Origin of the sequence: Nonomuraea sp. NPDC049714, from assembly GCF_044465295.1 — a bacterium.
GTDB lineage: Bacteria > Actinomycetota > Actinomycetes > Streptosporangiales > Streptosporangiaceae > Nonomuraea.
On sequence record NZ_JBITLM010000008.1, the window covers coordinates 64,698 to 87,479 of the forward strand.

A 22,782-nucleotide genomic window follows, 5' to 3' on the forward strand; every position below is an offset into this window, starting at 1 on the left:
TGTCGCCCGCGGGGATTGCCGCGGGCGACCCGAGGGAAGCCTGTGACCAGGCAGGACTCGGGGGGCGGGGATGGGGCCTTGGCGGGCGCTCGGGTGGGTGGGGATCGCCGCGGTGGTGCTCTACTGCCTGTCCTTCGTGGGCACGGTGGTCTTGTCGATCATCATCGGCATCTTCATCACCGCGCTGCTCCACCCGCCTGCCCGCTGGGTGGCCCGCCGTGGCTACAACCGGGCGGCGGCCACCATCATCGTCTTCTCCGGTGGGCTGCTGCTGGGCGTGGGGCTGTTCGCGCTGCTCGTGCCGCCGACCATCGCCAGCGTGACGGAGCTGCAGGCCAGCCTGGGCCGGGTCCTGGAGGAGGTGCACCGGCTCGCCGCCTCCTTCGGCCTCGACGACCAGCGACTGCTCGCCCAGGCCAGGCAGTGGCTGTCCCAGCGGGACCAGCAGATCACCACGGGCGCGGTGGCAGGGGTGCGGATCGCGGGCGAGATCGTCGTCGGCGCGGTCCTCGCCGTCATCCTGGCGGTGTACTTCGTGCACGGCGGCGACCGGCTGTGGCACTGGCTGACGGGGTTGTTCCCCTCCCCCGCCAGGGAGCGGCTGAGGGACACCGGCGCGCTCGCGTTCTCCGTCGTCGGCCGCTACATCCGGGGCGTGGCCATCGTGGGCGCGGTGGACGCCTTCTTCATCGGGGTCGCGCTGTGGATCCTCGGTGTGCCGATCGCGCTGCCGCTGGCCGTGCTGACGTGGGTCGGGGCGTTCCTGCCCGTGGTGGGGGCGTTCCTGGCGGGCCTGCTGGCGGCCGTGGTGGCGTTCGTGGCCAAGGGGTGGCTGATCGCGCTGATCGTGGTCGGGGTGACCGTGCTCGTGCAGCAGCTCGAAGGGCACGTGCTCGCGCCGCAGATCTACGGCAAGGCGCTCGACCTGCCGGGCGCGGTGATCCTGGTGGCGATCACGGTCGGCAGCGTCGTCTTCGGCATCCCCGGCGCCTTCCTGGCCGCGCCCGTGACCTCGGTGATCGTCGCCCTGCTCAGCCAGGAGCCGTCAGGCGGAGCTCCAGCTCCAGCTCGTGCCTGATCGGGATGCCGTCGGACTCGGCCGGGATGCCCGGCTTGAGCTTGCGAGCCGCGTCCACCCCGTGCCGGTGCAGCGCGATCAGGTCGAAGCCGTAACGCTGGTAGAACCGCAGGGCGCGGGTGTTGTCGTTGGTGGTCGTCAGCCGCAGGGCGGCCACGCCCTGCCCGATCGCCTCGTCGCGCACGGCGTTCATCAGCATCCGGCCGACGCCCCTGCCCGGCAGGAGCGCGTCGATCGTGACGATCTCCACGAAGTCGTCACGCCTGGCACAGGTGATGAGGCCCGCCACCTCGCCGCTCTCGTCCACGGCCACGAACCCGGGCAGCTCGCTCGCGTCGATCAGCTCGCCGCGCCCCAGCGCCACCACGGTGGTGCCGCCCCAGCTGTCGGTGAGGACGCGGGTGACCACGGGAAGATCAGCGGGCTCGACGGCTCGCACGGAGATCGCCATGCCTCATTATGCGACCCGGACGCCGCGACTTCACGCCCGCGCCACGCGCTGCTCCAGCACCTCGGCGATGCCCTCCAGGAACGCGTCGACGTCCGCGATCAGGTAGCCGGGGCGGAACAGGACCGTGGAGAACTTCGCCTCGCGCACCTCGCCGACCGTGAGCGGATAGTCGGTCGTCCCGCGCAGCGTGGCCACGATCCGGTCCAGGAAGGCGTCCACCTCGTCCTCGTTGTAACCGGTGGCCATCCGGCCGGGCCGGAACGCCACCCGCTCGACCTTGGCCGCCTGGGTCTCGAACCACTCCTCGCGCAACAGGTCGCCGGTCGGCTCCGCCATCGCCAGCCGCACCGGGCTCTTGGCCATGGTCTCCAGCGCCACCACGAACGCCTCCAGCGCGAAGTCCACGGCGGTCTCCTGGTAGCCGCCGCGCCTGGTGCGGAACGTCGCCCTGCGGACGTCGTCGGCGGTGACGAGCTCGACCTCGCGCGGCCCCCTGCCGAGGGTCGCCTCGATCCGCCCGATCAGGGCGTCGACTTCGACGGGGTCGTAGCCTGAACGCATACCCATGACGCGTGGAAAGCGGTTCAAGCCTTTCCTCCTGAGATTGTGCTGGGCGATCGCCCCATAGTCCTTATCACGACAAGGCGCAGCTGCCTATACCGTTACACCACCATGCGCCTGACGAATGTGTCCTTCCGCTACACAAGACGTGATCAACCCGTCATACAGGGGGTTGACGCTCAGCTCGCACCCGGTGACGTGATCGAACTGACCGGCGCCAACGGCGCGGGCAAATCCACGCTGCTCCGCCTCCTGGCGGGGCTCACCCGGCCGACCGGCGGCACGATCACCGGCCGCCCGGCGGTCGTCGGCCTGGCCCCCGACCGCTTCCCCGCCGAGCAGCCCTTCACGGTGTCGGCGTACCTGAACCACATGTCCCGCATCCGCGGCGGCGCCCGCTGGGAGCCCTGGGCGGAGCGGCTCAACATGGCCGAACTGCTCGACGTACGCCTCGTCGCGCTGTCCAAGGGCAGCGGCCACAAGGTCGGCCTCGCCCAGGCCCTGATGGCCGACCCCGGCCTGCTGCTGCTCGACGAGCCGTTCGCCGGTCTGGACGCCGACACCCGCGAGGCGCTGCCGCCGATCGTCGAGGAGCTCTCCCGGCGGGGCGTCATCGTGATCGCCAGCGATCACCAGGGCGGCCTGCGCGGCCTGCCGTCCGCCCGCCGCTGGTCCCTCTCCGAGGGCCGCCTCCAGGAGCTGACGGCCGGTACGACGGACGACGTGCCGCCGGAGCCGGTGACCGTCGCGGTGACCGTCCCCGCCGCCGAGGTCCGGACCTTCCTGGACGGGATGCGCCGCCAGGGCTATGAGACCCGCGAACTGACCGCCGAGGAGACCCGGTGATCGCATCACCCGCCCCCGACCCCCTGGCTCCGCCCGCCCCTGACCCCCTGCCTACGTTCGGACCCGCCGCTGAGGAGATCCCGTGATCGCGCTGGCCGCGTTCAGGCTGGCCGCCTATGTGCGGTCGCTTCGCGTCTTTCAGGCGCTGCTCCTGCTGTTGCTCCTGCTCGCCGTCATGCACGGCAACGCGGCGCCCGCAGGGCACGAGGCCGTCGTGCTGACGGACTCGGCGGCGCTGATCATCCCGGTTCTCGCCTGGGCCGCGCGGAGCCTGCTCGACACCGAACCGGACCAGCAGCGGCTGATGTCCGCGACCAGCGTGGGCGGCAGCGGGCGTGAGCTGTCCGCCGGCATCCTGGCCGCGCTGGCCGCCTGCGCCGGCCTCGCCGCGCTCGCGCTGGCCTTCGGCGTGCTGCTCGGGCTGGCCGCCACCCCGTCAGGGCCGGTGCTGGGGGCCGCGGCGCTGCTGCACGTGCTGGCCGCGCTGGCGGGCACCGCGCTCGGCGCGCTCACCAGCAGGGTGATCCTGCCGTCGCCGGCCGTGTCCATCATGGCCCTGCTGTCGGGCGTGCTCGGGATACTGCTCCTGAGCGCGTCACCGCTCTACTGGCTGACCGTGCCGGTCATCGTCTGGATGCGGGCCGCGGACACCGATCTCCTGCTGGACCGGCTCCCCGAGCTCGCGGGCATCTCCCTGGCCTGGTGCCTCATCGGGCTCACCGCCTACGCCTGGCTGCGCCGTACCCGCCCATGACGTTTCGGGCGTCGTACCAGCTCATGGGGTGAGAGTGGGGTGTCAGGCGTACGCGCGCGAGGCCGTTGCCGGGCGACGCGCGCGAGTGCGTCGCGGCGAGGGCTATTCGGTGGCGGCGAGCTGGCCGCAGGCGCCGTCGATCTCGCGGCCGCGGGTGTCGCGGACCGTCACCGGGACGCCGTGGAACTGCAGCCGCCTGACGAACGCCCGCTCGTCCTCCGGCCGCGAGGCCGTCCACTTGGAGCCGGGCGTCGGGTTGAGCGGGATCAGGTTGACGTGCACCAGCTTGTTCTTCACCAGCTTGCCGAGCAGGTCGGCCCGCCACTCCTGGTCGTTGATGTCCTTGATCAGGGCGTACTCGATGGAAACCCGCCGCTTGGTCTTGGCGGCGTAGGCCCAGGCGGCGTCCAGCACCTCCGAGACCTTCCAGCGCGTGTTGATCGGCACCAGCGTGTCGCGCAGCTCGTCGTCGGGCGCGTGCAGGGAGAGCGCAAGGGTGACCGGCAGGCCCTCGTCGGCGAGCTTGCCGATGGCCGGGACCAGGCCGACGGTGGAGACGGTGACACCGCGGGCGGAGATGCCGAGGCCGTCGGGCGCGGGCTCCACCATGCGCCGCACCGCCGCGATGACCTGCTTGTAGTTGGCCAGCGGCTCGCCCATGCCCATGAAGACCACGTTGTTCACCCGGGCGGGACCGCCCGGCACCTCGCCCGCCGCCAGCGCGCGGGCGCCCGAGACCACCTGCTCGACGATCTCGGCGGTGGACATGTTGCGGGTCAGGCCCGCCTGGCCGGTGGCGCAGAACGGGCAGTTCATGCCACAACCGGCCTGCGAGGACACGCACATGGTCACGCGGTCGGGATAGCGCATGAGCACCGACTCGACCAGCGCGCCGTCGAAGAGCCGCCACAGCGTCTTGCGGGTGGTGCCGCCGTCGGTGGTGAGCTCCTTGACCGGCGTGAGCAGCGACGGCAGCAGCGACGACAGCTTCTCCCGGGCGGCGGCCGGCAGGTCGGTCATCTCAGCCACGTCGGTGGTGAGCCGCTCGAAGTAGTGGCGGGAGAGCTGGTCGGCGCGGAAGGCCTTCTCGCCGAGCTCGGCGACGGCCGCGCGGCGGTCGGCCATGGAAAGGTCCGCCAGGTGCCGAGCCGGCTTGGCCCTGCGCGGCGCGACGAAGGTGAGCTGACCTGGCTGCTGGGACACGATCCTGCCTTTGCTGTGGTGGGTTACCGACCAGGGTAGTGAACGCCGGGCGGGGAGGTGACATTCCGTGGCAAGGCGTACGCCGCCCGGTGCTCCCGGTGCGGTAAGCCTCGCATGAGGGCGACCGGCCGATCTACAGTCTTCACGTATGGCGATTTTCCGGTCTGCTTCTGGCGAGGGGCACACCGAGGTCGTCCTCACCGCCGGCAACCCGTACGGCAGCCGGACGCTCGTGGTGGAGCGTGACGAGGACTCCTCGGTGGCCTACCTGTGCGCGCCCGACGGCACCGTGCACGGCGCGGTGTGGCTGGCCAACCACCGGCCCGCCCCGCCCGTGGTCGACCTGGCCCGGATCAACGCCGGTCTGCCGCCGCTGATGCCGAGGGCCAACACGCTGCACCCGACCGGGCGCCGGCCGCTCGGCCAGCTCACGCCGCTCTGGTTCGAGGAGGGCGACGGGGTGGCGCTGTACGAGGAGGACGACCTGCTGGCCGTCATCCCCGGGTGGGCCGACATGAGCCGCGGCATGCCCGGTTACGCCCGCGACGCGGTGGGCGAGTCGCCGTTCGCGTGGGCGCTGTCGGAAGCGCTGGAAGGGCTGCGACCGCGGATCGTCAACGCCCAGGCCTACTGGCGATGGCGATCGGCCGAAGGGTCGTGGCCGGCGTTCCAGGAGATGGTGATGGGCCATCTGGACCGGACCCTGGGACCGGCGGGACGCTACTGGGACGCCGGTGGCGAGCGGTTGCCGACCGTCGGCATCACCGAGCGGCCGCCGCGCGGCAGGCGTGAGTTCACCGTGCTGTCCACGGTCGGGATGAGCTGCCAGCGGATGCCGACGGTGGAGCAGTGGATCGACGGGCCCGGCGCGTACGCCCGGATCGAGCTGGCGGTCGCCACCCGCGAGGATCCACGCGACGCGGCGCTGCTGCTGGTGTGGCTGGCGCAGTATCCCTGGCACTCGGTCACCTGGCTGGGCCACGGGCACACCGCGAAGTGGTATCACGAGCCGTCGACGTTCCCGCTGGGCTCGCAGTATTCGGGGGTCGTCATGCAGGCCGATCCACCCGGCATGCCGGATATGTCGGGATTCGGGTTCGGGGGCGAGGCCGTACGGTGGCTCTGGCTCTCACCCGTCACCCACGACGCGCTCGAAGAGCAGCGTCGCTAGACGAGCACCATCAGACGCCCGCCGCCAGCCGTTGTTGATCAGACGTTGTTGATCAGACGTTGTTGATCAGACGTTGTTGATCAGACGTTGTTGATCAGACGCTGTTGGTACGACGCTGTTGGTCCGACGCTTTGGTCAGACGAACAGCGCGAGCAGCATCCAGACCGGCACCAGCGTGGTGATCAGCGAGTCCAGCCGGTCCATCAGCCCGCCGTGACCCGGCAGGATCGTGCCGAGGTCCTTGATGCCGAGATCCCGCTTGATCATCGACTCGATCAGGTCGCCCACGGTGGCCAGCGCCGCGACGAGCACGCCGATCACGGCCCCCTGCCACAGCTCCCCGCCCAGCAACCACGCCATCAACCACGCCCCGACGGCGACACAGGCGATGACGGACCCGGCGAACCCCTCCCAGGTCTTCTTCGGGCTGATCGCGCTCATCTGATGCCTGCCGAACAGCACCCCCGCGATGTAACCGCCGATGTCGCTGGCCACGGTCACGGCGATGAACAGGACCACCCGATGCGCCCCGTCGTCCGGAGCCAGCAGCAACGCCACGAACCCGGCCAGCAGTGCCGGATAGAACAAGATGAAGACCGAGGCCGTCCCATCACGGACATATCCATCGGTGCCGGCGGCGAACATCCGCCAGATCAGCAGCACGAACGCGAACACCACGAACGTGCCGAGCAGCCAGTCGGTCCCGCCCCAGTAAGCGCCCGCCTGCATGGCCGCCAGCCCCGCCAGCGCCGGCACCACGGGCACCCGGATGCCACGGGTCTCGAACGCCTTGATCATCTCCACCACGCCGACGCCCACGGCCCCGACGACCACCAGGAGGAAAATCTCCTTGATCGTATAGACGGAGATGATGACCGAGGCACCGAGCCCCACACCCACCGCGATCGCGGCAGGCAGGTTTCTGCCGGTACGGCCGCCGCCGCTCGGTCCGGCGCCAGCCGTACGTTCTTCCACAGAGTCTCTCCAGAGCCACGGCCCCCGCCGTCAGGCGAGGGCCGTGCGGCGGGCCGCTCAGACCTCGAGCAGCTCGGCTTCCTTGTGCTTCAGCAGCTCGTCGATCTTCGCGACGTGCTTCTGGGTGATGTCGTCGAGCTCCTTCTCAGCACGCCGGACCTCGTCCTCACCCGCCTCGCCATCCTTGATCATCTTGTCGAGGATCTCCTTGGCGGAGCGGCGGATGTTGCGCACCGACACCTTGGCGGCCTCGCCCTTGTTCCTGGCGACCTTGATGTACTCCCTGCGCCGGTCCTCCGAGAGCTCGGGGAACGACACACGGATCACCTGGCCGTCGTTACCGGGGTTGACGCCGAGGTCGGAGTCGCGGATCGCCCTCTCGATCGCGGCCATCGAGCCCTTGTCGTAAGGCTGGATGATGATCATGCGGGCCTCGGGCACGTGGAACGAGGCCAACTGCTGGATCGGCGTCTGCGTACCGTAATACTCGGCGCTGATCTTGTTGAACATCGAGGGGGTGACCCGGCCCGTCCGAATGCTCGCGAAGTCCTCCTTCGCCACCGAAACGGCCTTGTCCATCTTCTCCTCGGCTTCGAGGAGGGTTTCGTCGATCACAGCGGCTCCCTGTCTACTAGCTGGCGGTATCGGGCTCGCGCCCTCATTTGCCTGCGGGACTCACCAGCGTGCCGATTTTCTCACCGCGGACCGCTCGCAGGATGTTGCCCTCGCCCATGAGGTCGAAGACCACGATCGGCAGGTCGTTGTCCTTGCACAGGCTGATCGCGGTGGCATCCATGACCGCGAGGTCACGCATCAGCACCTCGCCGTAATCAAGATGGTCGAAGCGCACCGCGTCGGGGTTCTTACGTGGATCGGAGTCGTAGATCCCGTCCACCTGCGTTCCCTTGAGCAACGCCTCCGCGCCGATCTCCAGGGCTCGCTGGGACGCCGCGGTGTCGGTGGAGAAGTACGGCGACCCCAGGCCCGCGCCGAAGATGACCACGCGACCCTTCTCCAGGTGCCTGATCGCCCTGCGCGGCAGGAACGGCTCGGCCACCTGCTGCATGGTGATGGCCGTCTGGACCCGGGTCTCGATGCCCCGCCGCTCCAGGAAGTCCTGCAGCGCGAGACAGTTGATGACCGTCCCCAGCATGCCCATGTAGTCGGCCCTGGCCCGGTCCATGCCGCCCTCGGACAGGGTGGCGCCGCGGAACATGTTGCCGCCACCGACCACGACCGAGACCTGCACGCCCTCGCGCACCGCCTCGGCGATCGAATCGGCCAGGTGGTCCACCACGGCGGGATCGATGCCCAACGGGTCACCGCCGGCGAACGCCTCACCCGACAGCTTCAACATCACCCGCTTCCAGCGCAGCGGGCTCTGGTGGGGCACCGGACCTGACTGGCCCGGCTGGTTCGGGGACGAAGAGACCGCCGACGTGGCGGGCTCCTTGCTGTCCTGCACGGCGGCGGCCTCCCTCTTTAGGCGGTTCGATGGATCGGAAACTCGCTCAAGCCTAAGCCTGGCCGACCTTGAACCTGACGAACGCGAGAACCTGCACGCCGTTCTCCTCGGCGTACTTGCCCACGCTCTTCTTGCTGTCCTTGACGAACTGCTGCTGGAGCAGGGTGAAGTCCTTGTACCAGCCGTTGACCCGGCCATCGACGATCTTGCTGATGGCAGCCTCGGGCTTGCCCTCCTCACGGGTCATCTCCTCAAAGAGCTTGCGCTCCTTCTCGATGACGTCGACGGGGACGGCAGCGGCCTTCAGGTACTGGGGAGCCATCGCGGCGGCGTGCTGCGCGATGTCCTTGGCCACCTCGGCGTTCGGCTTGTCGAGCTGTACGAGGACGCCGACGGCCGGCGGCAGCGCCGGGTCGGTGCGGTGCATGTACGCACCGATGTAGCCACCCTCGAGCACCGCGAAACGACGGATTTCGATCTTCTCGCCCAGCGCGGCGTTGGCGGCGTCAAGGTGCTCCTTGACGCTCTTGCCGTCGAAGGAGGACTCGAGCAGGGTCGGCACGTCGGCCGGCTTGCTCTCCAGCACGTGCGCGACCACCTGCGCGGCGAGCTCCTGGAAACGCTCACCCTTGGCCACGAAGTCGGTCTCACAGTTGACCTCGACCAGCGCGGCGGAGGAGTCGCCGTCCTGCTTGAGCGCGACCAGGCCGTTGGAGGCGGTGCGCGTCTCGCGCTTGCCGACGTCCTTGGCGCCCTTGAGGCGGAGGAGCTCGATGGCGCGGTCGAAGTCGCCCTCAGCCTCCTCCAGAGCCTTCTTACAGTTCATCATGCCGGCAGCGGTGATCTCGCGAAGCCGCTTGACGTCGGCCATGTTCACGGAAGCCATTGCTTTTTCCTTGTGGGATTTCGTCGTGGATCGGGTGGGCACCGGGATCCGGCGCCCACCCTCTGTTGGTACGACACCGCGTGCCGTACAGGAAGCTCTTACTCGACCTGAGGCTGCGATTCGTACGATCCGAGCCCTGAGGCCCTTGACCGCTGGAACCCGCGTCTCCGGCTTACCCTGACCACTCGCCTGCAGTTAGCCCTTGCCTTGACCCATCGCCTTCGGACCCGTCGCCTCCGGACCTGCCTTGGCCTGCCTTCGCCTTCGATGAGGCTTCGACCTGCCTTGGCGGAGGCCCTGGACCTGCCGGAGCCTGCGACCCCGACCCGCCTTCAGTTCCCCGAGCCGACCCGAGCCTGCGACCCGACCTGCCCGACCCCTGGAGCCTTGACCGCCCGGGTCTTCCGACCCCAGCCTGCCCGGCCCCTGAGGCCTTGGACTGACCGGACCCTACGGCCCGACCTTGCCTGAACCTTGGCCTCTGGCAGAGCCCTGCCGTCCCACCGGGCCTATGGCCCGGCCTGGCCTCTGGCAGAGTCCTCGCCGTCGCGCCGAAGTCCGACCGGTTGAGCCGCCGGCTCTGGACCTGTCCGAGATCCTCAGCTCTCGAACGGCCCGAGCTCTACGACCCAGACCGCTCGTCCTCCGAACTGCCCTGGCCTTCGGCTTTCGAACGACCCGAAGGTGCTCGATCCGAGTCCTACGGTCCGAGGCCTGTCCCTGACCGGGGTTTCACCCCGAGGCAACGAACACCCCGGACCGTGGCGCGTGATCGTCAGACCTACTGCTGGGTCTCGTCCTCGGCCTTGACCTCGGTCTCGTCCTCGGCCTTCGCCTCGGCGGGAGCCTCGACCTCGACCTCGGCGGGGGCCTCAGCGGCAACCTCGGCCGGAGCCTCGGTCGCGGTCTCAGCGGCGGCCTGCTCGCCGGTGCCCTGCTCGATGAGCTCGCGCTCCCACTCGGCCAGCGGCTCGGCCGCGGCCGGCTTCTCGTCGCCGCGAGCGGCACCCGAGCGAGCCATCAGACCAGCGGCGACACCATCGGCGACCACCCTGGTGAGCAGGCCGACGGCGCGGATGGCGTCGTCGTTGCCCGGGATCGGGTAGTCGACCTCGTCGGGGTCACAGTTGGTGTCGAGGATCGCGACAACAGGGATGCCAAGCTTCTTGGCCTCGCTGATCGCGATGTGCTCCTTCTTGGTGTCCACGATCCACACCGCGCTGGGCACGCGGCCCATGTCGCGGATGCCGCCGAGGGTGCGCTCGAGCTTGTCCTTCTCGCGCCGGCGCATGAGGAGCTCCTTCTTCGTGAGCCCCGAGGCGGCGACGTTGTCGAAGTCGAGCTCCTCGAGCTCCTTCAGACGCTGAAGCCTCTTGTGCACGGTGGAGAAGTTGGTGAGCATGCCACCCAGCCAGCGCTGGTTCACGTACGGCATGCCGACCCGCGCGGCCTGCTCGGCGATGGCCTCCTGGGCCTGCTTCTTGGTGCCGATGAACAGGATCGTGCCGCCGTGGGCGACGGTCTCCTTGACGAAGTCGTACGCACGGTCGATGAACGACAGCGACTTCTGCAGGTCGATGATGTAGATGCCGTTGCGCTCGGTGAAGATGAAGCGCTTCATCTTCGGGTTCCAGCGCCGGGTCTGGTGCCCGAAGTGAACACCGCTCTCGAGCAGCTGTCGCATGGTTACGACGGGGGCCATGTGCTGGTCCTCCAGGTCTGGGCGCCCCATGATCGGGCGCGATTCTCGGTTGTGTCGCGACAGCCGGCGGGCTGCCGCCCTGATGCCCCAGAACCGCTCCAGCCAGGCCGTGGCCTGGACCGAAGGCGCGATCCCTTGACGGGGCATGCGAAGTCGGCCTGTGAAGACAGGCCACCGAAAAGTCTACCTCCCGCATGAGCCCCACCTGACCGTTCAGGTCAACCAGCGCCCCACCCCCGCAAATCCCCCTTCCTCCACCCCGGCCCTACCACCCTCACCGCAAAACCCCCGAATACTCACACCCGACGCTGCATCAGACCACCGCACACCCTCTCCAACGCGACCCACCCACGCTGCAGCCACCGACCGCCTAAACCAGCGCATCGCGCCCAGAAGCCACCGTTCCTCACACCAGCGAAATCACCCAAGCCACCACCCACCGGCCCCACATCGCATTGCCGTCGCATCGCATTGCCGTCGTGTCGCATTGCCGTCGCGTCGCCTGGCGATGCGCTGCTTCCCGCTGCCTCGCGCTGCCTGGCGCTGCCTCGCGCTGCCTGGCGATACGTTGCTTCCCGTTGCCTCGCGTTGCGTTGCGTTGCTTCCCGTTGCGCCGCCTCGCCTCGCCTCGCCTCGCCTCGCCTCGGAAAACGATTACGTCTCTTCCCAGGATCGGCTGACTGACGTTTGCCCGGAACGCGGCCTGTCCGCTCTGACGCTCACGTGCCGGAGCCGGTACCGTGATCTTCGCTGGGCAGTCCCGGGACCGGCCGCTTGGCGTGAGGGAACAGGTTCACCTGCGCCTCCGCCACCCTCGCCCCCGGCGGCGCATCCTCTTGCCTGCGATAACGGGCCCTGTACGGCGCGAGCAGCTTTTCGATCTCTTCGCTGAGCCGCGCCATCTCCGTCGCGTTGAGCCGCAGCAAGGTCCGATCGAACCGGGTCACATCACGCCACTCGTCCGGCTCCTGAGCAGCGGCGGCCAACGCCCGTTCCACCTCACTGTCAGCGTCTCTGCGCACCGCCCGAATCAGCAGATTCTTAGCCTCACGGACATCCGGCTGATCACCCGGAGCGACGCCGATCGCCACCCGTTTAGCCGTGGCCCTCCACAGCCGCTCACGACCATCACCCCGGGGTGGCGCATCCTCCACGAACCCGTACTTGGCCAGCATCCGCAGGTGATAACTGGCCGCACTCGGCGTGATTCCAGCGATCTCGGCCACCTCGGTAGCCGTTGCACTGCCATCGACTCCAAGCCGGTTCAAAATCGCCAGCCTGGCCGGATGAGCGAGAGCCCGCATCGCTTTGGGATCGCTGAGCCCATCCCTGTCCTGCTCCATGCGCCAAAGGTACCCGTACGAATCCTGAAGGGTTGCCTTCACAACTCTGAAAGATTACCTTCATAATTACGAAGCACATCTTTCACGTCTAGCCGGCCAGCCCAAGCGGAGGCCTTACCTCGTAGGACACCCTCCCGCCCACCGACATAGGCCCCAGCGCCTTCCCCCACTTGTCCAGCGCCAGAACTCAGCTCACCCCCGCCGGATCGCCGAATCCACGGAGACGATTGCAGTGTCAAACTCGACAACCCCGCATCGACCAACCCAACCAACGCCTGGCACCGCAGGGAAGCCGACCCACCATCAGCCCCTTGACCACCAGGCCCTGAACCACCAGGCCCCGAACCACCAAGCTCCGAACCACACAGCCACGAGCCACCAACCCAACGGCACAGCACCGGAAGCAGTCGGCACTGCCGACCCGAAGCTTGAGCCAGAAACGCCGGCCAGCCCCCTCACCTCTTCTTCCTCAACGCCCACCGAGCGTCCCCTCCCCAGCCCTGACCCCGGGGGCGAGCACTTTTTCAGGGGCACTGAGCCCGCGGGCGAGCACCCTCCCCCGGATACTGACGCCGTCGACGGACGCCTCCCCCCGAACACTGACAACGCGGACTGGCATCTCCCCCTCCACAGTGATGATGTGGACGGGCAACCCCCCAACCGCGGTGACGACGTACCGGAGCCCCTCCACACCGTCCCCCTACGCAAGCAGCGCGACTACCGCCTGCTCTGGACGGCCCGCACAATCTCGATCACCGGCTCCGAGGTGTCCAAACTCGCCGTCCCCCTGACCGCGGTCACCCTGTTGACCGCCTCCCCATCCGAGATGGGCCTTCTGACTGCCGCGTCCTTCGTTCCCGCCTTGCTGTTCGGACTCCACTCAGGCGCCGTCGCTGACCGGCTGGCCAGACACCGGCCGTTGATGATCGCCTGCGAACTGATCGCGGCAACAGCAGCCGCGTCAGTCCCGCTGGCCTGGCTTATCGGCAGCCTGAACGTGACCTGGCTCATCGTCGTAGCCTTGATCATCGGCACCGCTGGAGTGATGTTCAGAGCCGCGAACTTCCCGCACATTGCCGCAGTCGTCCCACCAGAGCAGCGAACAGACGCCATGGCCGGTTTCAACGCCTCCTACTCAGTCGCCTCGGTCAGCGGCCCAGGGCTCGCCGGCTTACTGGTACAGACACTTACGGCACCGTTCGCCGTGCTCGCGGAGGCCCTCTCCTTCCTGGCATCAGCCCTGCTCCTGCGCGCCATCCGTACCCCTGAGAAGAACAATCCCGGCCCCTCCAGCGGCATGTGGCGCGACGTCATGGAGGGACTGCGCGCGAGCGCCACCCACCCAGTCCTGCGTGCCCTGCTGGGTGCGGGCGTGACCATCAACTTCTTCGCCATGGCATACACAGCCGTGTACATGCTCTACATGCTGCACACGCTGGAGATCCCTCAGTTCATGATCGGCGTGCTCATCGCCCTCAGCGGCGTCGGCGGCCTGCTGGGTGCCTGGTCCACCGCCCGGCTGACCAAGCGGTACGGCGAGAACCGGATCCTGCTCATCTCGGTGCTCTTCTTCCCCATCGAAATCCTGGCCGTAGGCCTCTTGGACGGCCCGCTCTGGTGGAAGCTCTCGATACTCGCCCTGACCGGCACGATCACCGGTGGCATCGTCGTCGCCTTCGCCACCTGTATGGGCGCCATCATCCTTCGCGACACGACCCCACAGCTGAGAGGCCGCGTCAACGCCACCATGACCTTCGCCGTTCAGGGTGTCATGGCCCTGGGCGGCGTCACCGGCGGCTTCCTGGCCGAACTGCTCGGCCTGCGCCCGGTCATCCTCATCTGCGCAGCCGGCATAGCCATAAGCACCATCTGGATCTGGACTTCGCCCCTACGCCCCAAGCCGCCCAGCCGCTTCATCTCGCCTCGCACATCGCTCCGGCGGTCAAGCAGCAAACACTGAACGATCTCACAGCCGCCAAACGCCGAGCACTCATGTAACAAGTCTCAGAAAGCAAGCTACCACGAACTTACGCGCCTCCACGATAGCGCGTATCCAGCGACTCAATAAACGACTACCTCGCAGTATCACGATTCTTCAAGTGCGGCGCCATCCGTGAACGACTTATCCACAGACGAATCCCCTCGCCCTTGCGTTATCCACAGAATCGCATTCGCCTTATCTCATCAACCGGCGCACATCACATACTCTCCGCATGCACGTCGCCCAAATGACCAACACCGCTTCCTGTCTCCTTTCAGGCCACCCCCACCTCCCCCACTGGAAGCCTGACTACCACTACACCCCGCCCGACCACAGCACATCCACTATAAACAAGTACATCGGAGCATTTACATCCATATTCCGGACCGCACGCCATATACACTCCAATCCATCCACAAGCCACCCCTCCCGTTTCACAAAGAGGCATGATTTCCCCCTCGTCAGAGCACCAATTCGCACCATTGTGATGGCTATCGCCCTCGTGTTCGTTGTCCCTCTTCTCTGCCCCATCCCAGCGATGTCAGCAGCCCCGGGAACGGCGGCACCCGCAACCTGGCGCTGGCCCCTCAACGGGCCCCCGCGGATTTTGCGTCGCTTCGCCCCGCCACCTGAACCATGGTTGACCGGCCACCGCGGCGTCGACCTCGCCGCACCCGTCGCCACCCCGGTCCTGGCCGCAGGTCAAGGCACCATCGGCTACGCCGGAACGGTGGCCGGGCGAGGCGTCGTCACCGTGAACCATCCTGGCGGCCTGCGCACGACCTACCTCCCCGTCGCCGCCGCAGTAAAACAGGGCGATCCGGTCTCCTCAGGCGACCATCTGGGCACCGTCGAGCCAGGTTCGCCACACTGCCCGGAGTCCTGCCTCCACTGGGGACTCCGCAGGTCCACCGCCTACCTGGATCCCCTGCTGCTGCTCGGCCAGGCCCGCATCCGCCTTCTGCCGTACTGGCACGCGAAGCCGCCCCCGATGATCAGTCCCACTCCCCCAAACGCCACCCCCACCTATGCCTCCAGCCCTCACATCCCCTCAGACGGCCACACACCCGAGAAACAGTCCGCACGCTCACCTCTCGCCCCCGCCAGGCGAGACGAGCAACACACCCATACACCCATCGCAAGACTCGACAACTTCTCGCTGCGCTCCACCGCAATCCCGATGTTCTCCGCTTTCGGCATCGCGGCACTGCTAACCGTGTTGATCCTCCTCATCTTGCTGCGACGCCGAATGCGCACCAACAAATCCCGACATAACACAGCAGGCGGAAGACACTCCACAAGAAACGATCACACCCCCACAGCGGAAACCCGCTTCCATACGGCAGGCCAGCACCGAAAGCACCGCCGCAGACGGACCCGCCGACAGTGACGTGTGCTCGACTATTGTCCGGTAGGTAGTTGCGCTCGAAACGATGAGGAAATGCCCCGCGCGGGCGATGTCGCCGATTCAGTTGGAGCCGGCAGTGAGCCTTTCCACCCTGAAGGCAAGGCTCAGAGCGGTGAAACCGGTAGAGGCGAACACTCAGCCCGTCGCCGAGGCGGCACGGCGGGGCATGGTGGCACTATCTGCGGATTCTCCGATGGCCATGTTTCACTGAGGTGGATCTCAGCGAGACCCTGACCACCGGCGATTGGGCCTTCTTGGACGTCGTCCGTGGCGTTCTGGGCCTACCGGAGAGAGTCGCCCTACGCTGCAGCAAGTCTTACGCCCTGGGATGCGCCTGCCGGTAAGCGCTGCGAAGACGCTCGATGGAGACGTGGGTGTATATCTGCGTGCTGTTCAGCGAAGCGTGGCCCAGCAGTTCCTGAACGCTACGCAAGTCCGCGCCCCCCTCAAGCAGGTGCGTGGCCGCGCTGTGCCGCAACCCGTGCGGTCCCATGTCCGGAGCCCCTTCGACCTGCCGCACGCGCGCGTGCACCACCCGCCGCACCGTCCCCGCGTCGATCCGCCCGCCCCTCACACCGAGAAACAACGCCGGTCCCGACCCTCCACGCACCCACAGCGGCCTGCCGTGCACGCACCACCTGTCCAGCGCCCGCAGAGCAGGTCCCCCGAATGGCACTGACCGCTCCTTACGTCCCTTGCCCAGCACCCGTACGACACGACGATCGCGATCCACGTCATCCACATCCAGCCCGCACAGTTCGCTCACCCGAATGCCCGTGGCGTACAGCAGCTCCAGGAGGGCCTGGTCTCGCAGGTCCCGCGGCTCCCCCTCCGAGGGCGGCGCGTCCAGCACTTCCCGAGCCTGTTCCTGGTCGAGCACGGAGGGCAGCCGCCGAGGGGCCTTGGCCGTTCCCAGCAGCAGACCCGGATCGTTCGGCAGCCAGCCCTGCCGGTGGCAGAAGGCGGTGAAGGTCCTGATGCAAGCAGTCCGCCGCGCGAGGGTGGCTCGCGCCTTGCCCGCATCATGCTGCTCGGCCAGCCACCCCCGCAGTGTGGTGACGTCGACACCATCGAGGTGTCCGTCCAGGTAGCCGAGCAGAGCCGTCACGTCCCCCATGTACGCCCGAACCGTATGGGGGGACATATTCCGCTCAAACCGCAGATGCGCCTCGAACGCGCTCAGCACCTCGCCAACGTCAAGATCCACGCGTCTCTCCGTTCACCGCACGCTTCGCGATCATTCTTTCAGGGACCTCTTACCCCGCAACGGGCCAGCGGTAGGTCCGTTACAGCAGTGGCCAGCGGTAGGTCCGTTACAGCAGTGGCCGGCGATACTTCGTTCCAGCAGCGGCTGTGGGTACTCCCTTCCAGCAGTGGCTGGGGGATAGGTCCGTTCCCTTTGTGACTGGATGTTGCCGGTCAGAACGTCGGTGACGCGCTCGAACGGCCCGTGGCCAGGAGGAAACCCAGGTGCGCAGCGTGGTCCGACTGAGTATCGTGCTTGCCATGTCGAGCCCAGAGGCATCCAAGGTGGGGGCTTTCGGTCACCCGTCAGCCCCCTGAACCCACTGGACAGTCCTGCTCTGCCGCACGATGGCGGCAGATGACCGAAGTAGCCGGGCCGCTGACCGCGGTGACGAGACGTCTCAGCTGATCTCTCTCATCACCTCGGAGTCTCTCGATGCCCCTGCCTCTCTATCTGCTTGCCGTGGCGCTCTTCGCCATGGGTACATCGGAATTCATGCTCGCCGGCCTGTTGCCGGACATCGCCGCAGATGTCGGCGTGCCGGTTGCGACGGCGGGACTGCTCACCTCGGCCTTCGCCATCGGAATGGTCGTAGGCGCCCCGCTCATGGCTGGACTCGCGCGCCAGTGGCCACAGCGATCCAGCCTGCTGGGCTTTCTCGGCCTGTTCCTGGTCGCGCACGTCCTCGGCGCTTGCACCAGCAGCTTCACCGTTCTGCTCGCTACCCGGATTCTCGCGGCCCTTGCCAACGCCGGATTCCTGGCGGTCGCTCTCACCGCAGCCGCCGCACTGGTCCCGCCGGATCGGAAGGGCCGGGCCTTGGCCGTTCTGCTGGCGGGCATCACGGCCGCCACCATCGCAGGGGTCCCCGGTGGCGCCTTGGTAGGGACGCTGCTCGACTGGCGCGCTACCTTCTGGGGGATTGCGCTGTTGTGCCTGCCCTCGGCACTCGGCGTAGTCAGCAGCATTCCCGTCAAAACAGGACGAACCAAAGGAGAACGACCGGACAAACCGGCCGGCCCGGATCTACGGCGGGAGCTCGCTGAATTGCTGCGTCCGCGACTGGTCCTGGTTCTGCTGCTGGGGGCGCTGGTGAATGCCGCGACGTTCGGCACTTTCACCTTCCTCGCTCCCATCGTCACCGAAGTCGCCGGGCTGGATCCGCTGTGGGTCTCTGTCGCGCTGGTGCTGTTCGGTCTGGGCTCCTTCGCCGGCGTCACCGTGGCCGGGCGACTGTCCGACCGGCGGCCCGGTGTCGTCGTCGCGGTCGGCGGGCCGTTGCTGCTCAGCGGCTGGGTCACCCTCGCCCTCACTGCGTCCGCCCCTGTCGCCCTGCTGATCCTCACATTCGCCCAGGGTGCGCTCTCCTTCGGCCTCGGGAGCACACTGATCGCCCGGGTGCTCTATGAGGCCTCAGACGCGCCGACCATGGCAGGCTCCTACGCCACCGCTGCTCTCAACGTCGGGGCGACCGCCGGTCCCGTCCTCGCAGCCGCCACGCTGACCTCTGGGTCGGCTGAGCTGGGACCTGTCTGGGCGAGCAGCGCCCTGGTCGCCGGGGCACTTCTTCTCGCGCTGCCTTTCCGTCAGGCCCTCGAACCCAGCGACGACCAGAACAGCGTGCGATGACGCACCGCAACACGCCGTTGCACCCCGAGGCGGCGACTCATCGACCAACGCCGGACCCATCCCATCACCCGCGCCGCAGCCATCATGAAGTGGGCCGGCCGCTACCGGTTCCCCAGCGAACGGCGGCATAGGGGAACGGGTGAACGGGGGAACGGCCGAGCAGGTCCAGCGACGCCGGTGAGCGAAGGGGGAGGTGGCAAGTGGCAACGCGGTGACCGGAAAACAGGCGATCACCCCGAAGCGGTCTGAGGTGGGACCACGGCCTGCACGACTGACGCCCCCTCCCCCGCCGGCACCGGAGACGCAGCCGCGGCGAACGGCCCCGGCTCCGCGGGCGACCCCGACTCCGCAGGCGACCCCAACTCCGCGGACGACTCCGACTCGGCGGACGGCCTCGTTTCGGCGGGCGACCCCGACTCCGCGGGCGGCCCCGACTCCGCAGGCGACCCCAACTGCGCGGGCGGCCTCGTGTAGGTGGGCGGGGGGTGATCGGCAGGGGGTGTGCTGAGGGCGAGCATTTCTCGGGCCTTGGGGTAGATGGGGGATGCGGTCTTGCGGGCGCGCCAACCCTTGGGCACGCGTTCGACGTATCCGGCCGCCGCCAGGCCGCCCAGGGCGCTCAAGGCCGTGTTGAGGTCTACGCCGGCGGCCACCGCTATGGAGGCGGGGCCCGCGCCGCCTCTGGCCGGGACGGCGTCCAACACTCTCCTGACAGGCTCCGAGAGCGCGTCTCTCGGCAGCGCGGGGGCCCTGTCGAGCGGGGCCAGGTCGTCGCCGATGACGCCCACCAGGTCGATGAGCTCCTCCGGTGAGGTGACGCAGATGGCCTTCTGTTCGCGCAGGAGTCTGTGGCAGCCGGCTGACTGTGCGGAGGTGACGGGCCCCGGCACGGCTGCCAGATGTCGTTTCAGGGACAGGGCGTGCGTGGCTGTGTTGAGGGCGCCGCTGCGCAGGGCGGCTTCGACGACGACCGTGCCTCTGGACAGGGCGGCGATCAGGCGGTTTCTGATGAGGAAGCGGGCTCTGGTGGGGTGGACGCCCGGTGGGCATTCGCTGACGAGCACGCCCTGGTCGCGGACGGCCGCGAACAGGGCGTGGTGCTCGGAGGGGTAGGCGATGTCGACACCGCAGGCCAGGACGGCCACCGTGGGTGAGTCCGAGGCCAGGACGCCTCGGTGGGCCGCGCCGTCTATCCCGAACGCGCCCCCTGAGACCACGGTCCAACCGGACTCGCTCAGGCCGACGCCGAACTGGGCCGCGATGTGCACGCCGTAGGCGGTGGCCGCCCGCGCGCCGACCACGGCCACCGAGCGCAGGCAGGAGAACCGCAGGTCGGCTGTGCCGTGGAGCCACAGGCCGAGCGGCCGGGCGGCGCCCAGCTGGTCAAGCTGAGTGGGCCATTCGGCGTCGCCCGGGATGATGAGCCTCGCCCCGGACCGCTCTCCCGCCATCAGGTCGGACGCGGGGTCGGAGGCCGTCAGACGGGCATGCCAGATGCTCAGGCGCCTGCCCAGATCTGCGGGGCGCCCCAGGGGCGCGTCGTCGGCCGGGAAGCCGGGCGGAAGGGTGCGGGCGCGGATGGCCTCCACAGCCTGGGAGGCGCCGCAGTGGGACACGAGACGGCCCATGACCGCGTCACCGACATCGGCCGCGCGCATGAGGGCGGCTCTTGCCTCACGCTCAGGGGTGGTGCTCAAGGGGTCCTCCAGAGTAGGGGCGGCCGCGGATGTGAGATCGGGTGGGTGGCTCACCCCGACATCCCCAGCCACAAGGCCAATGCCGACGATGTCTCGGTCTCGTCAGGCTGGTCCTTGCCGGCGAGGTCCGCCAAGGTCCAGGCCACCCGCACCACACGGTCCAGGCCCCGGGCGCTCAGGGTGCCGGAGTCGAGGCAGGTGGTGATGGGCTTCATGGCGGACTCCGACGGGCGGTAGCGGGCATGGAGGGCCGAGGACGGGATCTCGGCGTTGGTCCGCCACGAGGTCCCGGCGAACCGGACGGCCGCTCGCCGGCGAGCCAGCAGGACCCGCGCGGCGACCGTCTGGCTCGTCTCGACGAACTGCCGGTCCGCCATCAGCTCGCGTCTCGACGAACGCGCGACGGTGACCTTCATGTCGATGCGGTCGAGCAACGGCCCCGACAGCCTGCCCAGGTAACGGCGTCTGATCGTGGGCGTGCACTGGCAGCTGTCGCTCTGGTCCTGGGGCTGGGCGCAGGGGCAGGGGTTGGCCGCGAGCACCAGGATGAACCTGGCCGGGAAGGTGACCGAGCCCGCCGACCTGGCCACCGTGACCTGGCCGGACTCCAGGGGCTGGCGCAGGGAGTCGAGCACGTGACGGGGGAACTCCGGCGCCTCGTCGATGAACAACACCCCCCGGTGGGCCAGGGAGACCGCGCCGGGGCGCACGACGGTGCTGCCGCCGCCGATGATCGCCGCCGCGGTCGCCGTGTGGTGTGGGCTGACGAAGGGGGGCCTGTCGATCGTGGGGCTGTCGGGCGGCAGCACGCCCGCCACGGAGTGGATGGCCGTCACTTCCAGCGCGTGGTCGAGGTCGAGCGGCGGCAGGAGGGTGGGCAGGCGCTCCGCCAGGAGGGTCTTGCCCGTGCCGGGCGGGCCCAGCATCCAGAGGTTGTGGTTGCCCGCGGCGCAGACCTCCAGGGCGCGGCGGGCGAGCGGCTGACCGACCACGTCGGCGAGGTCCACGGTGGGGGCGGTGGTCGTCCGGGGGACGTCCTGGACGGGATGCCGAGGCGGGTCGTCGCCTCTGCGCAGCCACTCCACGAGCTGGCGCAGGTCGGCGACCGGCACCACTCTCACGTCGGGCACCAGGGCCGCCTCCGCCGCGTTGGCGGCCGGGACCACCACGGTGGCGCCCGGGTGGTCGGCGGCGCCCAGGACCGCGGGGAGCACCCCGCGCACCGGCCTAAGGCGGCCGTCCAAACCCAGCTCCCCGAGGAAGAACTGCTCGGCGACGCGCTCGGCGGGAACGACGCCCGCGGCGCCCAGGATCGCCACAGCGATGGCCAGATCGAACTGGCTGCCTCGCTTGGGGAGACTGGCCGGGAACAGGCTCACCGTGATGCGGGCGTCCGGCCACGCGTAGTGGCTGTTGACCACCGCGGATCTGACCCGCTCGCGAGCCTCGCTCAGGGCCGTGTCGGGCAGGCCGATGAGATGGATGCCCGCCAGGCCGTTGCCCACGTCGGCCTCCACCTCGACCATGCGGCCGGTGACGCCGACCAGCGCGACGCTGCGGGTGCGTGCGACGGCCATCTAGCACGCCCCGCGCACGTGCCGCAGGGAGAAGTCGCCGGCGAAGCGGTCCAACGCGATCACGTCGACCCGGATCCGGGTGAAGACGCGGGGCTGGCCTGCGAGCCATCGGGCGGCCAGGAGCCTCAGGCGGGCCACTTTGGCGGGTCGCACGGACTCCAGCGCCGTGCCGTGGGACCTGCTCGACCGGGTCTTCACCTCGACGACCACCAGGCTGGGGCCGTCCTCGGCGATGATGTCTATCTCGCCGTAACGGCAGCGCCAGTTACGCTCGATGATCGTCATGCCCTCGGCCTGCAGGTAGGCCACGGCGAGTTGCTCGCCGTGCCTGCCGAGATCGTTCTTCGCGGCCATGTGCCACCTCCGGGCACTGACCTTCGCCTACTTCGACCGTGCCGCCGGCGGCCGAGCGTCGTTCTGGGGATATCCGAAGCCGATACCCCCAAGGCTGTGGACGACCGTCCGGCTATCCCGAGAAGCCCTCCTTCGGCATCTCCAGGTCGGCCTTGGCCAACTCTTCGACGTTGACATCCTTGAACGTAACGACTCGGACATTCTTCACAAAACGCGCAGGTCTGTACATATCCCAGACCCAAGCGTCCTGCATCTTCACGTCGAAGAACACGTCACCGTTCTCGGCGGTGCGCACGTCGAGGTCGACGGAGTTGGTCAGGTAGAAGCGCCGTTCCGTCTCCACGACGTAAGTGAACAAACCGACGACATCGCGGTATTCGCGGTAAAGCTGCAGCTCCATCTCGGTTTCGTATTTTTCGAGATCCTCTGCGCTCATCGCGGTCCTCCTGTCGTAC

21 protein-coding genes are annotated in these 22,782 nt (G+C 68.5%); 7 read left to right on the top strand and 14 right to left on the bottom strand.

From position 1 onward, the window contains the following. Positions 1 to 70 precede the first annotated feature (70 nt). Positions 71 to 1,078: an AI-2E family transporter gene (locus ACIBQX_RS28975; protein ID WP_397009920.1), complete on the top strand. Its 1,008-nt coding sequence runs from the start codon at positions 71 to 73 to the stop codon at positions 1,076 to 1,078. Here the strand turns inward: ACIBQX_RS28975 and ACIBQX_RS28980 are convergent. Then, the gene (locus ACIBQX_RS28980; RefSeq protein ID WP_397009922.1) at positions 1,032 to 1,529 is read right to left on the bottom strand and encodes a GNAT family N-acetyltransferase; all 498 of its coding nucleotides are present in this window, start codon (positions 1,527 to 1,529) and stop codon (positions 1,032 to 1,034) included. The genes ACIBQX_RS28975 and ACIBQX_RS28980 overlap by 47 nt on opposite strands. Positions 1,530 to 1,559: 30 nt before the next feature. Further along, the gene (locus tag ACIBQX_RS28985; protein ID WP_397009923.1) at positions 1,560 to 2,096 is read right to left on the bottom strand and encodes a DivIVA domain-containing protein; all 537 of its coding nucleotides are present in this window, start codon (positions 2,094 to 2,096) and stop codon (positions 1,560 to 1,562) included. Positions 2,097 to 2,201: 105 nt separating this feature from the next. Here ACIBQX_RS28985 and ACIBQX_RS28990 point away from each other — a divergent pair, with 105 nt between their 5' ends. Beyond that, positions 2,202 to 2,936: an ATP-binding cassette domain-containing protein gene (locus ACIBQX_RS28990; RefSeq protein ID WP_397009925.1), complete on the top strand. Its 735-nt coding sequence runs from the start codon at positions 2,202 to 2,204 to the stop codon at positions 2,934 to 2,936. Positions 2,937 to 3,018: 82 nt separating this feature from the next. Then, positions 3,019 to 3,690 carry a hypothetical protein gene (locus ACIBQX_RS28995; RefSeq protein ID WP_397009927.1) on the top strand — a complete coding sequence of 224 codons (672 nt, stop codon included), beginning with the start codon at positions 3,019 to 3,021 and terminating at the stop codon, positions 3,688 to 3,690. 102 nt (positions 3,691 to 3,792) lie between these two features. Here ACIBQX_RS28995 and rlmN read toward each other — a convergent pair whose 3' ends face one another. Continuing rightward, the gene (gene rlmN, locus ACIBQX_RS29000) at positions 3,793 to 4,893 is read right to left on the bottom strand and encodes a 23S rRNA (adenine(2503)-C(2))-methyltransferase RlmN (protein WP_397009929.1); all 1,101 of its coding nucleotides are present in this window, start codon (positions 4,891 to 4,893) and stop codon (positions 3,793 to 3,795) included. Positions 4,894 to 5,041: 148 nt separating this feature from the next. Between rlmN and ACIBQX_RS29005 the strand changes: the two genes are divergently transcribed. Continuing rightward, complete coding sequence (locus ACIBQX_RS29005) at positions 5,042 to 6,064, top strand: suppressor of fused domain protein (protein WP_397009931.1); 1,023 nt, start codon at positions 5,042 to 5,044, stop codon at positions 6,062 to 6,064. 135 nt (positions 6,065 to 6,199) lie between these two features. Here ACIBQX_RS29005 and ACIBQX_RS29010 read toward each other — a convergent pair whose 3' ends face one another. The 6 genes from ACIBQX_RS29010 to ACIBQX_RS29035 form a co-directional block, all read right to left on the bottom strand. Beyond that, positions 6,200 to 7,039, bottom strand: a complete 840-nt coding sequence (locus ACIBQX_RS29010) for a phosphatidate cytidylyltransferase (RefSeq protein WP_397009933.1) — start codon at positions 7,037 to 7,039, stop codon at positions 6,200 to 6,202. Positions 7,040 to 7,096: 57 nt separating this feature from the next. Next, on the bottom strand, positions 7,097 to 7,654 hold the full coding sequence (gene frr / locus ACIBQX_RS29015; RefSeq protein ID WP_397009935.1) for a ribosome recycling factor: 558 nt from the start codon (positions 7,652 to 7,654) through the stop codon (positions 7,097 to 7,099). Between the two features lie 43 nt (positions 7,655 to 7,697). Then, positions 7,698 to 8,396 (bottom strand): UMP kinase, encoded by a 699-nt coding sequence (gene pyrH, locus ACIBQX_RS29020; protein WP_397010720.1) that lies wholly within the window; start codon positions 8,394 to 8,396, stop codon positions 7,698 to 7,700. Positions 8,397 to 8,556: 160 nt separating this feature from the next. After that, positions 8,557 to 9,390 (bottom strand): translation elongation factor Ts, encoded by an 834-nt coding sequence (gene tsf, locus ACIBQX_RS29025; protein WP_397009937.1) that lies wholly within the window; start codon positions 9,388 to 9,390, stop codon positions 8,557 to 8,559. Positions 9,391 to 10,171: 781 nt separating this feature from the next. Beyond that, positions 10,172 to 11,092: a 30S ribosomal protein S2 gene (rpsB, locus tag ACIBQX_RS29030; protein WP_397009939.1), complete on the bottom strand. Its 921-nt coding sequence runs from the start codon at positions 11,090 to 11,092 to the stop codon at positions 10,172 to 10,174. Between the two features lie 719 nt (positions 11,093 to 11,811). After that, positions 11,812 to 12,435, bottom strand: a complete 624-nt coding sequence (locus ACIBQX_RS29035) for an ArsR/SmtB family transcription factor (RefSeq protein ID WP_397009941.1) — start codon at positions 12,433 to 12,435, stop codon at positions 11,812 to 11,814. 640 nt (positions 12,436 to 13,075) lie between these two features. On the opposite strand from ACIBQX_RS29035, the gene ACIBQX_RS29040 reads away from it, so the two are divergent. After that, on the top strand, positions 13,076 to 14,395 hold the full coding sequence (locus ACIBQX_RS29040) for an MFS transporter (protein ID WP_397010722.1): 1,320 nt from the start codon (positions 13,076 to 13,078) through the stop codon (positions 14,393 to 14,395). Between the two features lie 559 nt (positions 14,396 to 14,954). Beyond that, positions 14,955 to 15,806, top strand: coding sequence for a M23 family metallopeptidase (locus ACIBQX_RS29045; RefSeq protein WP_397009943.1), 852 nt, complete (start codon positions 14,955 to 14,957; stop codon positions 15,804 to 15,806). 334 nt (positions 15,807 to 16,140) lie between these two features. Here ACIBQX_RS29045 and ACIBQX_RS29050 read toward each other — a convergent pair whose 3' ends face one another. Continuing rightward, complete coding sequence (locus ACIBQX_RS29050; protein ID WP_397009945.1) at positions 16,141 to 17,031, bottom strand: tyrosine recombinase XerC; 891 nt, start codon at positions 17,029 to 17,031, stop codon at positions 16,141 to 16,143. Between the two features lie 474 nt (positions 17,032 to 17,505). On the opposite strand from ACIBQX_RS29050, the gene ACIBQX_RS29055 reads away from it, so the two are divergent. Continuing rightward, complete coding sequence (locus ACIBQX_RS29055; RefSeq protein WP_397009947.1) at positions 17,506 to 18,699, top strand: Cmx/CmrA family chloramphenicol efflux MFS transporter; 1,194 nt, start codon at positions 17,506 to 17,508, stop codon at positions 18,697 to 18,699. Between the two features lie 230 nt (positions 18,700 to 18,929). Here ACIBQX_RS29055 and dprA read toward each other — a convergent pair whose 3' ends face one another. From dprA to ACIBQX_RS29075, 4 genes are all read right to left on the bottom strand, one after another. Then, positions 18,930 to 20,396, bottom strand: a complete 1,467-nt coding sequence (dprA, locus tag ACIBQX_RS29060) for a DNA-processing protein DprA (RefSeq protein WP_397009949.1) — start codon at positions 20,394 to 20,396, stop codon at positions 18,930 to 18,932. Positions 20,397 to 20,446: 50 nt separating this feature from the next. Beyond that, a complete protein-coding gene (locus ACIBQX_RS29065; RefSeq protein WP_397009951.1) occupies positions 20,447 to 21,973 on the bottom strand; it encodes a YifB family Mg chelatase-like AAA ATPase in 1,527 nt (508 codons plus the stop codon). Next, positions 21,974 to 22,327 (bottom strand): YraN family protein, encoded by a 354-nt coding sequence (locus ACIBQX_RS29070; protein ID WP_397009953.1) that lies wholly within the window; start codon positions 22,325 to 22,327, stop codon positions 21,974 to 21,976. 112 nt (positions 22,328 to 22,439) lie between these two features. Beyond that, positions 22,440 to 22,763 carry a DUF2469 domain-containing protein gene (locus ACIBQX_RS29075; protein ID WP_026215037.1) on the bottom strand — a complete coding sequence of 108 codons (324 nt, stop codon included), beginning with the start codon at positions 22,761 to 22,763 and terminating at the stop codon, positions 22,440 to 22,442. Positions 22,764 to 22,782: the final 19 nt, after the last annotated feature.

Bases quoted from the DNA above. Each gene is read 5' to 3' on its own strand.
- ACIBQX_RS29065 (WP_397009951.1), bottom strand. From the start codon at position 21,973: ATGGCCGTCGCACGCACCCGCAGCGTCGCGCTGGTCGGCGTCACCGGC.
- ACIBQX_RS29055 (WP_397009947.1), top strand. From the start codon at position 17,506: ATGCCCCTGCCTCTCTATCTGCTTGCCGTGGCGCTCTTCGCCATGGGT.
- ACIBQX_RS28990 (WP_397009925.1), top strand. From the start codon at position 2,202: ATGCGCCTGACGAATGTGTCCTTCCGCTACACAAGACGTGATCAACCC.
- tsf (WP_397009937.1), bottom strand. From the start codon at position 9,390: ATGGCTTCCGTGAACATGGCCGACGTCAAGCGGCTTCGCGAGATCACC.
- ACIBQX_RS29005 (WP_397009931.1), top strand. From the start codon at position 5,042: ATGGCGATTTTCCGGTCTGCTTCTGGCGAGGGGCACACCGAGGTCGTC.
- ACIBQX_RS28985 (WP_397009923.1), bottom strand. From the start codon at position 2,096: ATGGGTATGCGTTCAGGCTACGACCCCGTCGAAGTCGACGCCCTGATC.
- ACIBQX_RS29070 (WP_397009953.1), bottom strand. From the start codon at position 22,327: ATGGCCGCGAAGAACGATCTCGGCAGGCACGGCGAGCAACTCGCCGTG.
- ACIBQX_RS29075 (WP_026215037.1), bottom strand. From the start codon at position 22,763: ATGAGCGCAGAGGATCTCGAAAAATACGAAACCGAGATGGAGCTGCAG.
- pyrH (WP_397010720.1), bottom strand. From the start codon at position 8,396: ATGTTGAAGCTGTCGGGTGAGGCGTTCGCCGGCGGTGACCCGTTGGGC.
- ACIBQX_RS28975 (WP_397009920.1), top strand. From the start codon at position 71: ATGGGGCCTTGGCGGGCGCTCGGGTGGGTGGGGATCGCCGCGGTGGTG.
- ACIBQX_RS29035 (WP_397009941.1), bottom strand. From the start codon at position 12,435: ATGGAGCAGGACAGGGATGGGCTCAGCGATCCCAAAGCGATGCGGGCT.
- rpsB (WP_397009939.1), bottom strand. From the start codon at position 11,092: ATGGCCCCCGTCGTAACCATGCGACAGCTGCTCGAGAGCGGTGTTCAC.
- ACIBQX_RS29045 (WP_397009943.1), top strand. From the start codon at position 14,955: ATGTCAGCAGCCCCGGGAACGGCGGCACCCGCAACCTGGCGCTGGCCC.
- ACIBQX_RS28980 (WP_397009922.1), bottom strand. From the start codon at position 1,529: ATGGCGATCTCCGTGCGAGCCGTCGAGCCCGCTGATCTTCCCGTGGTC.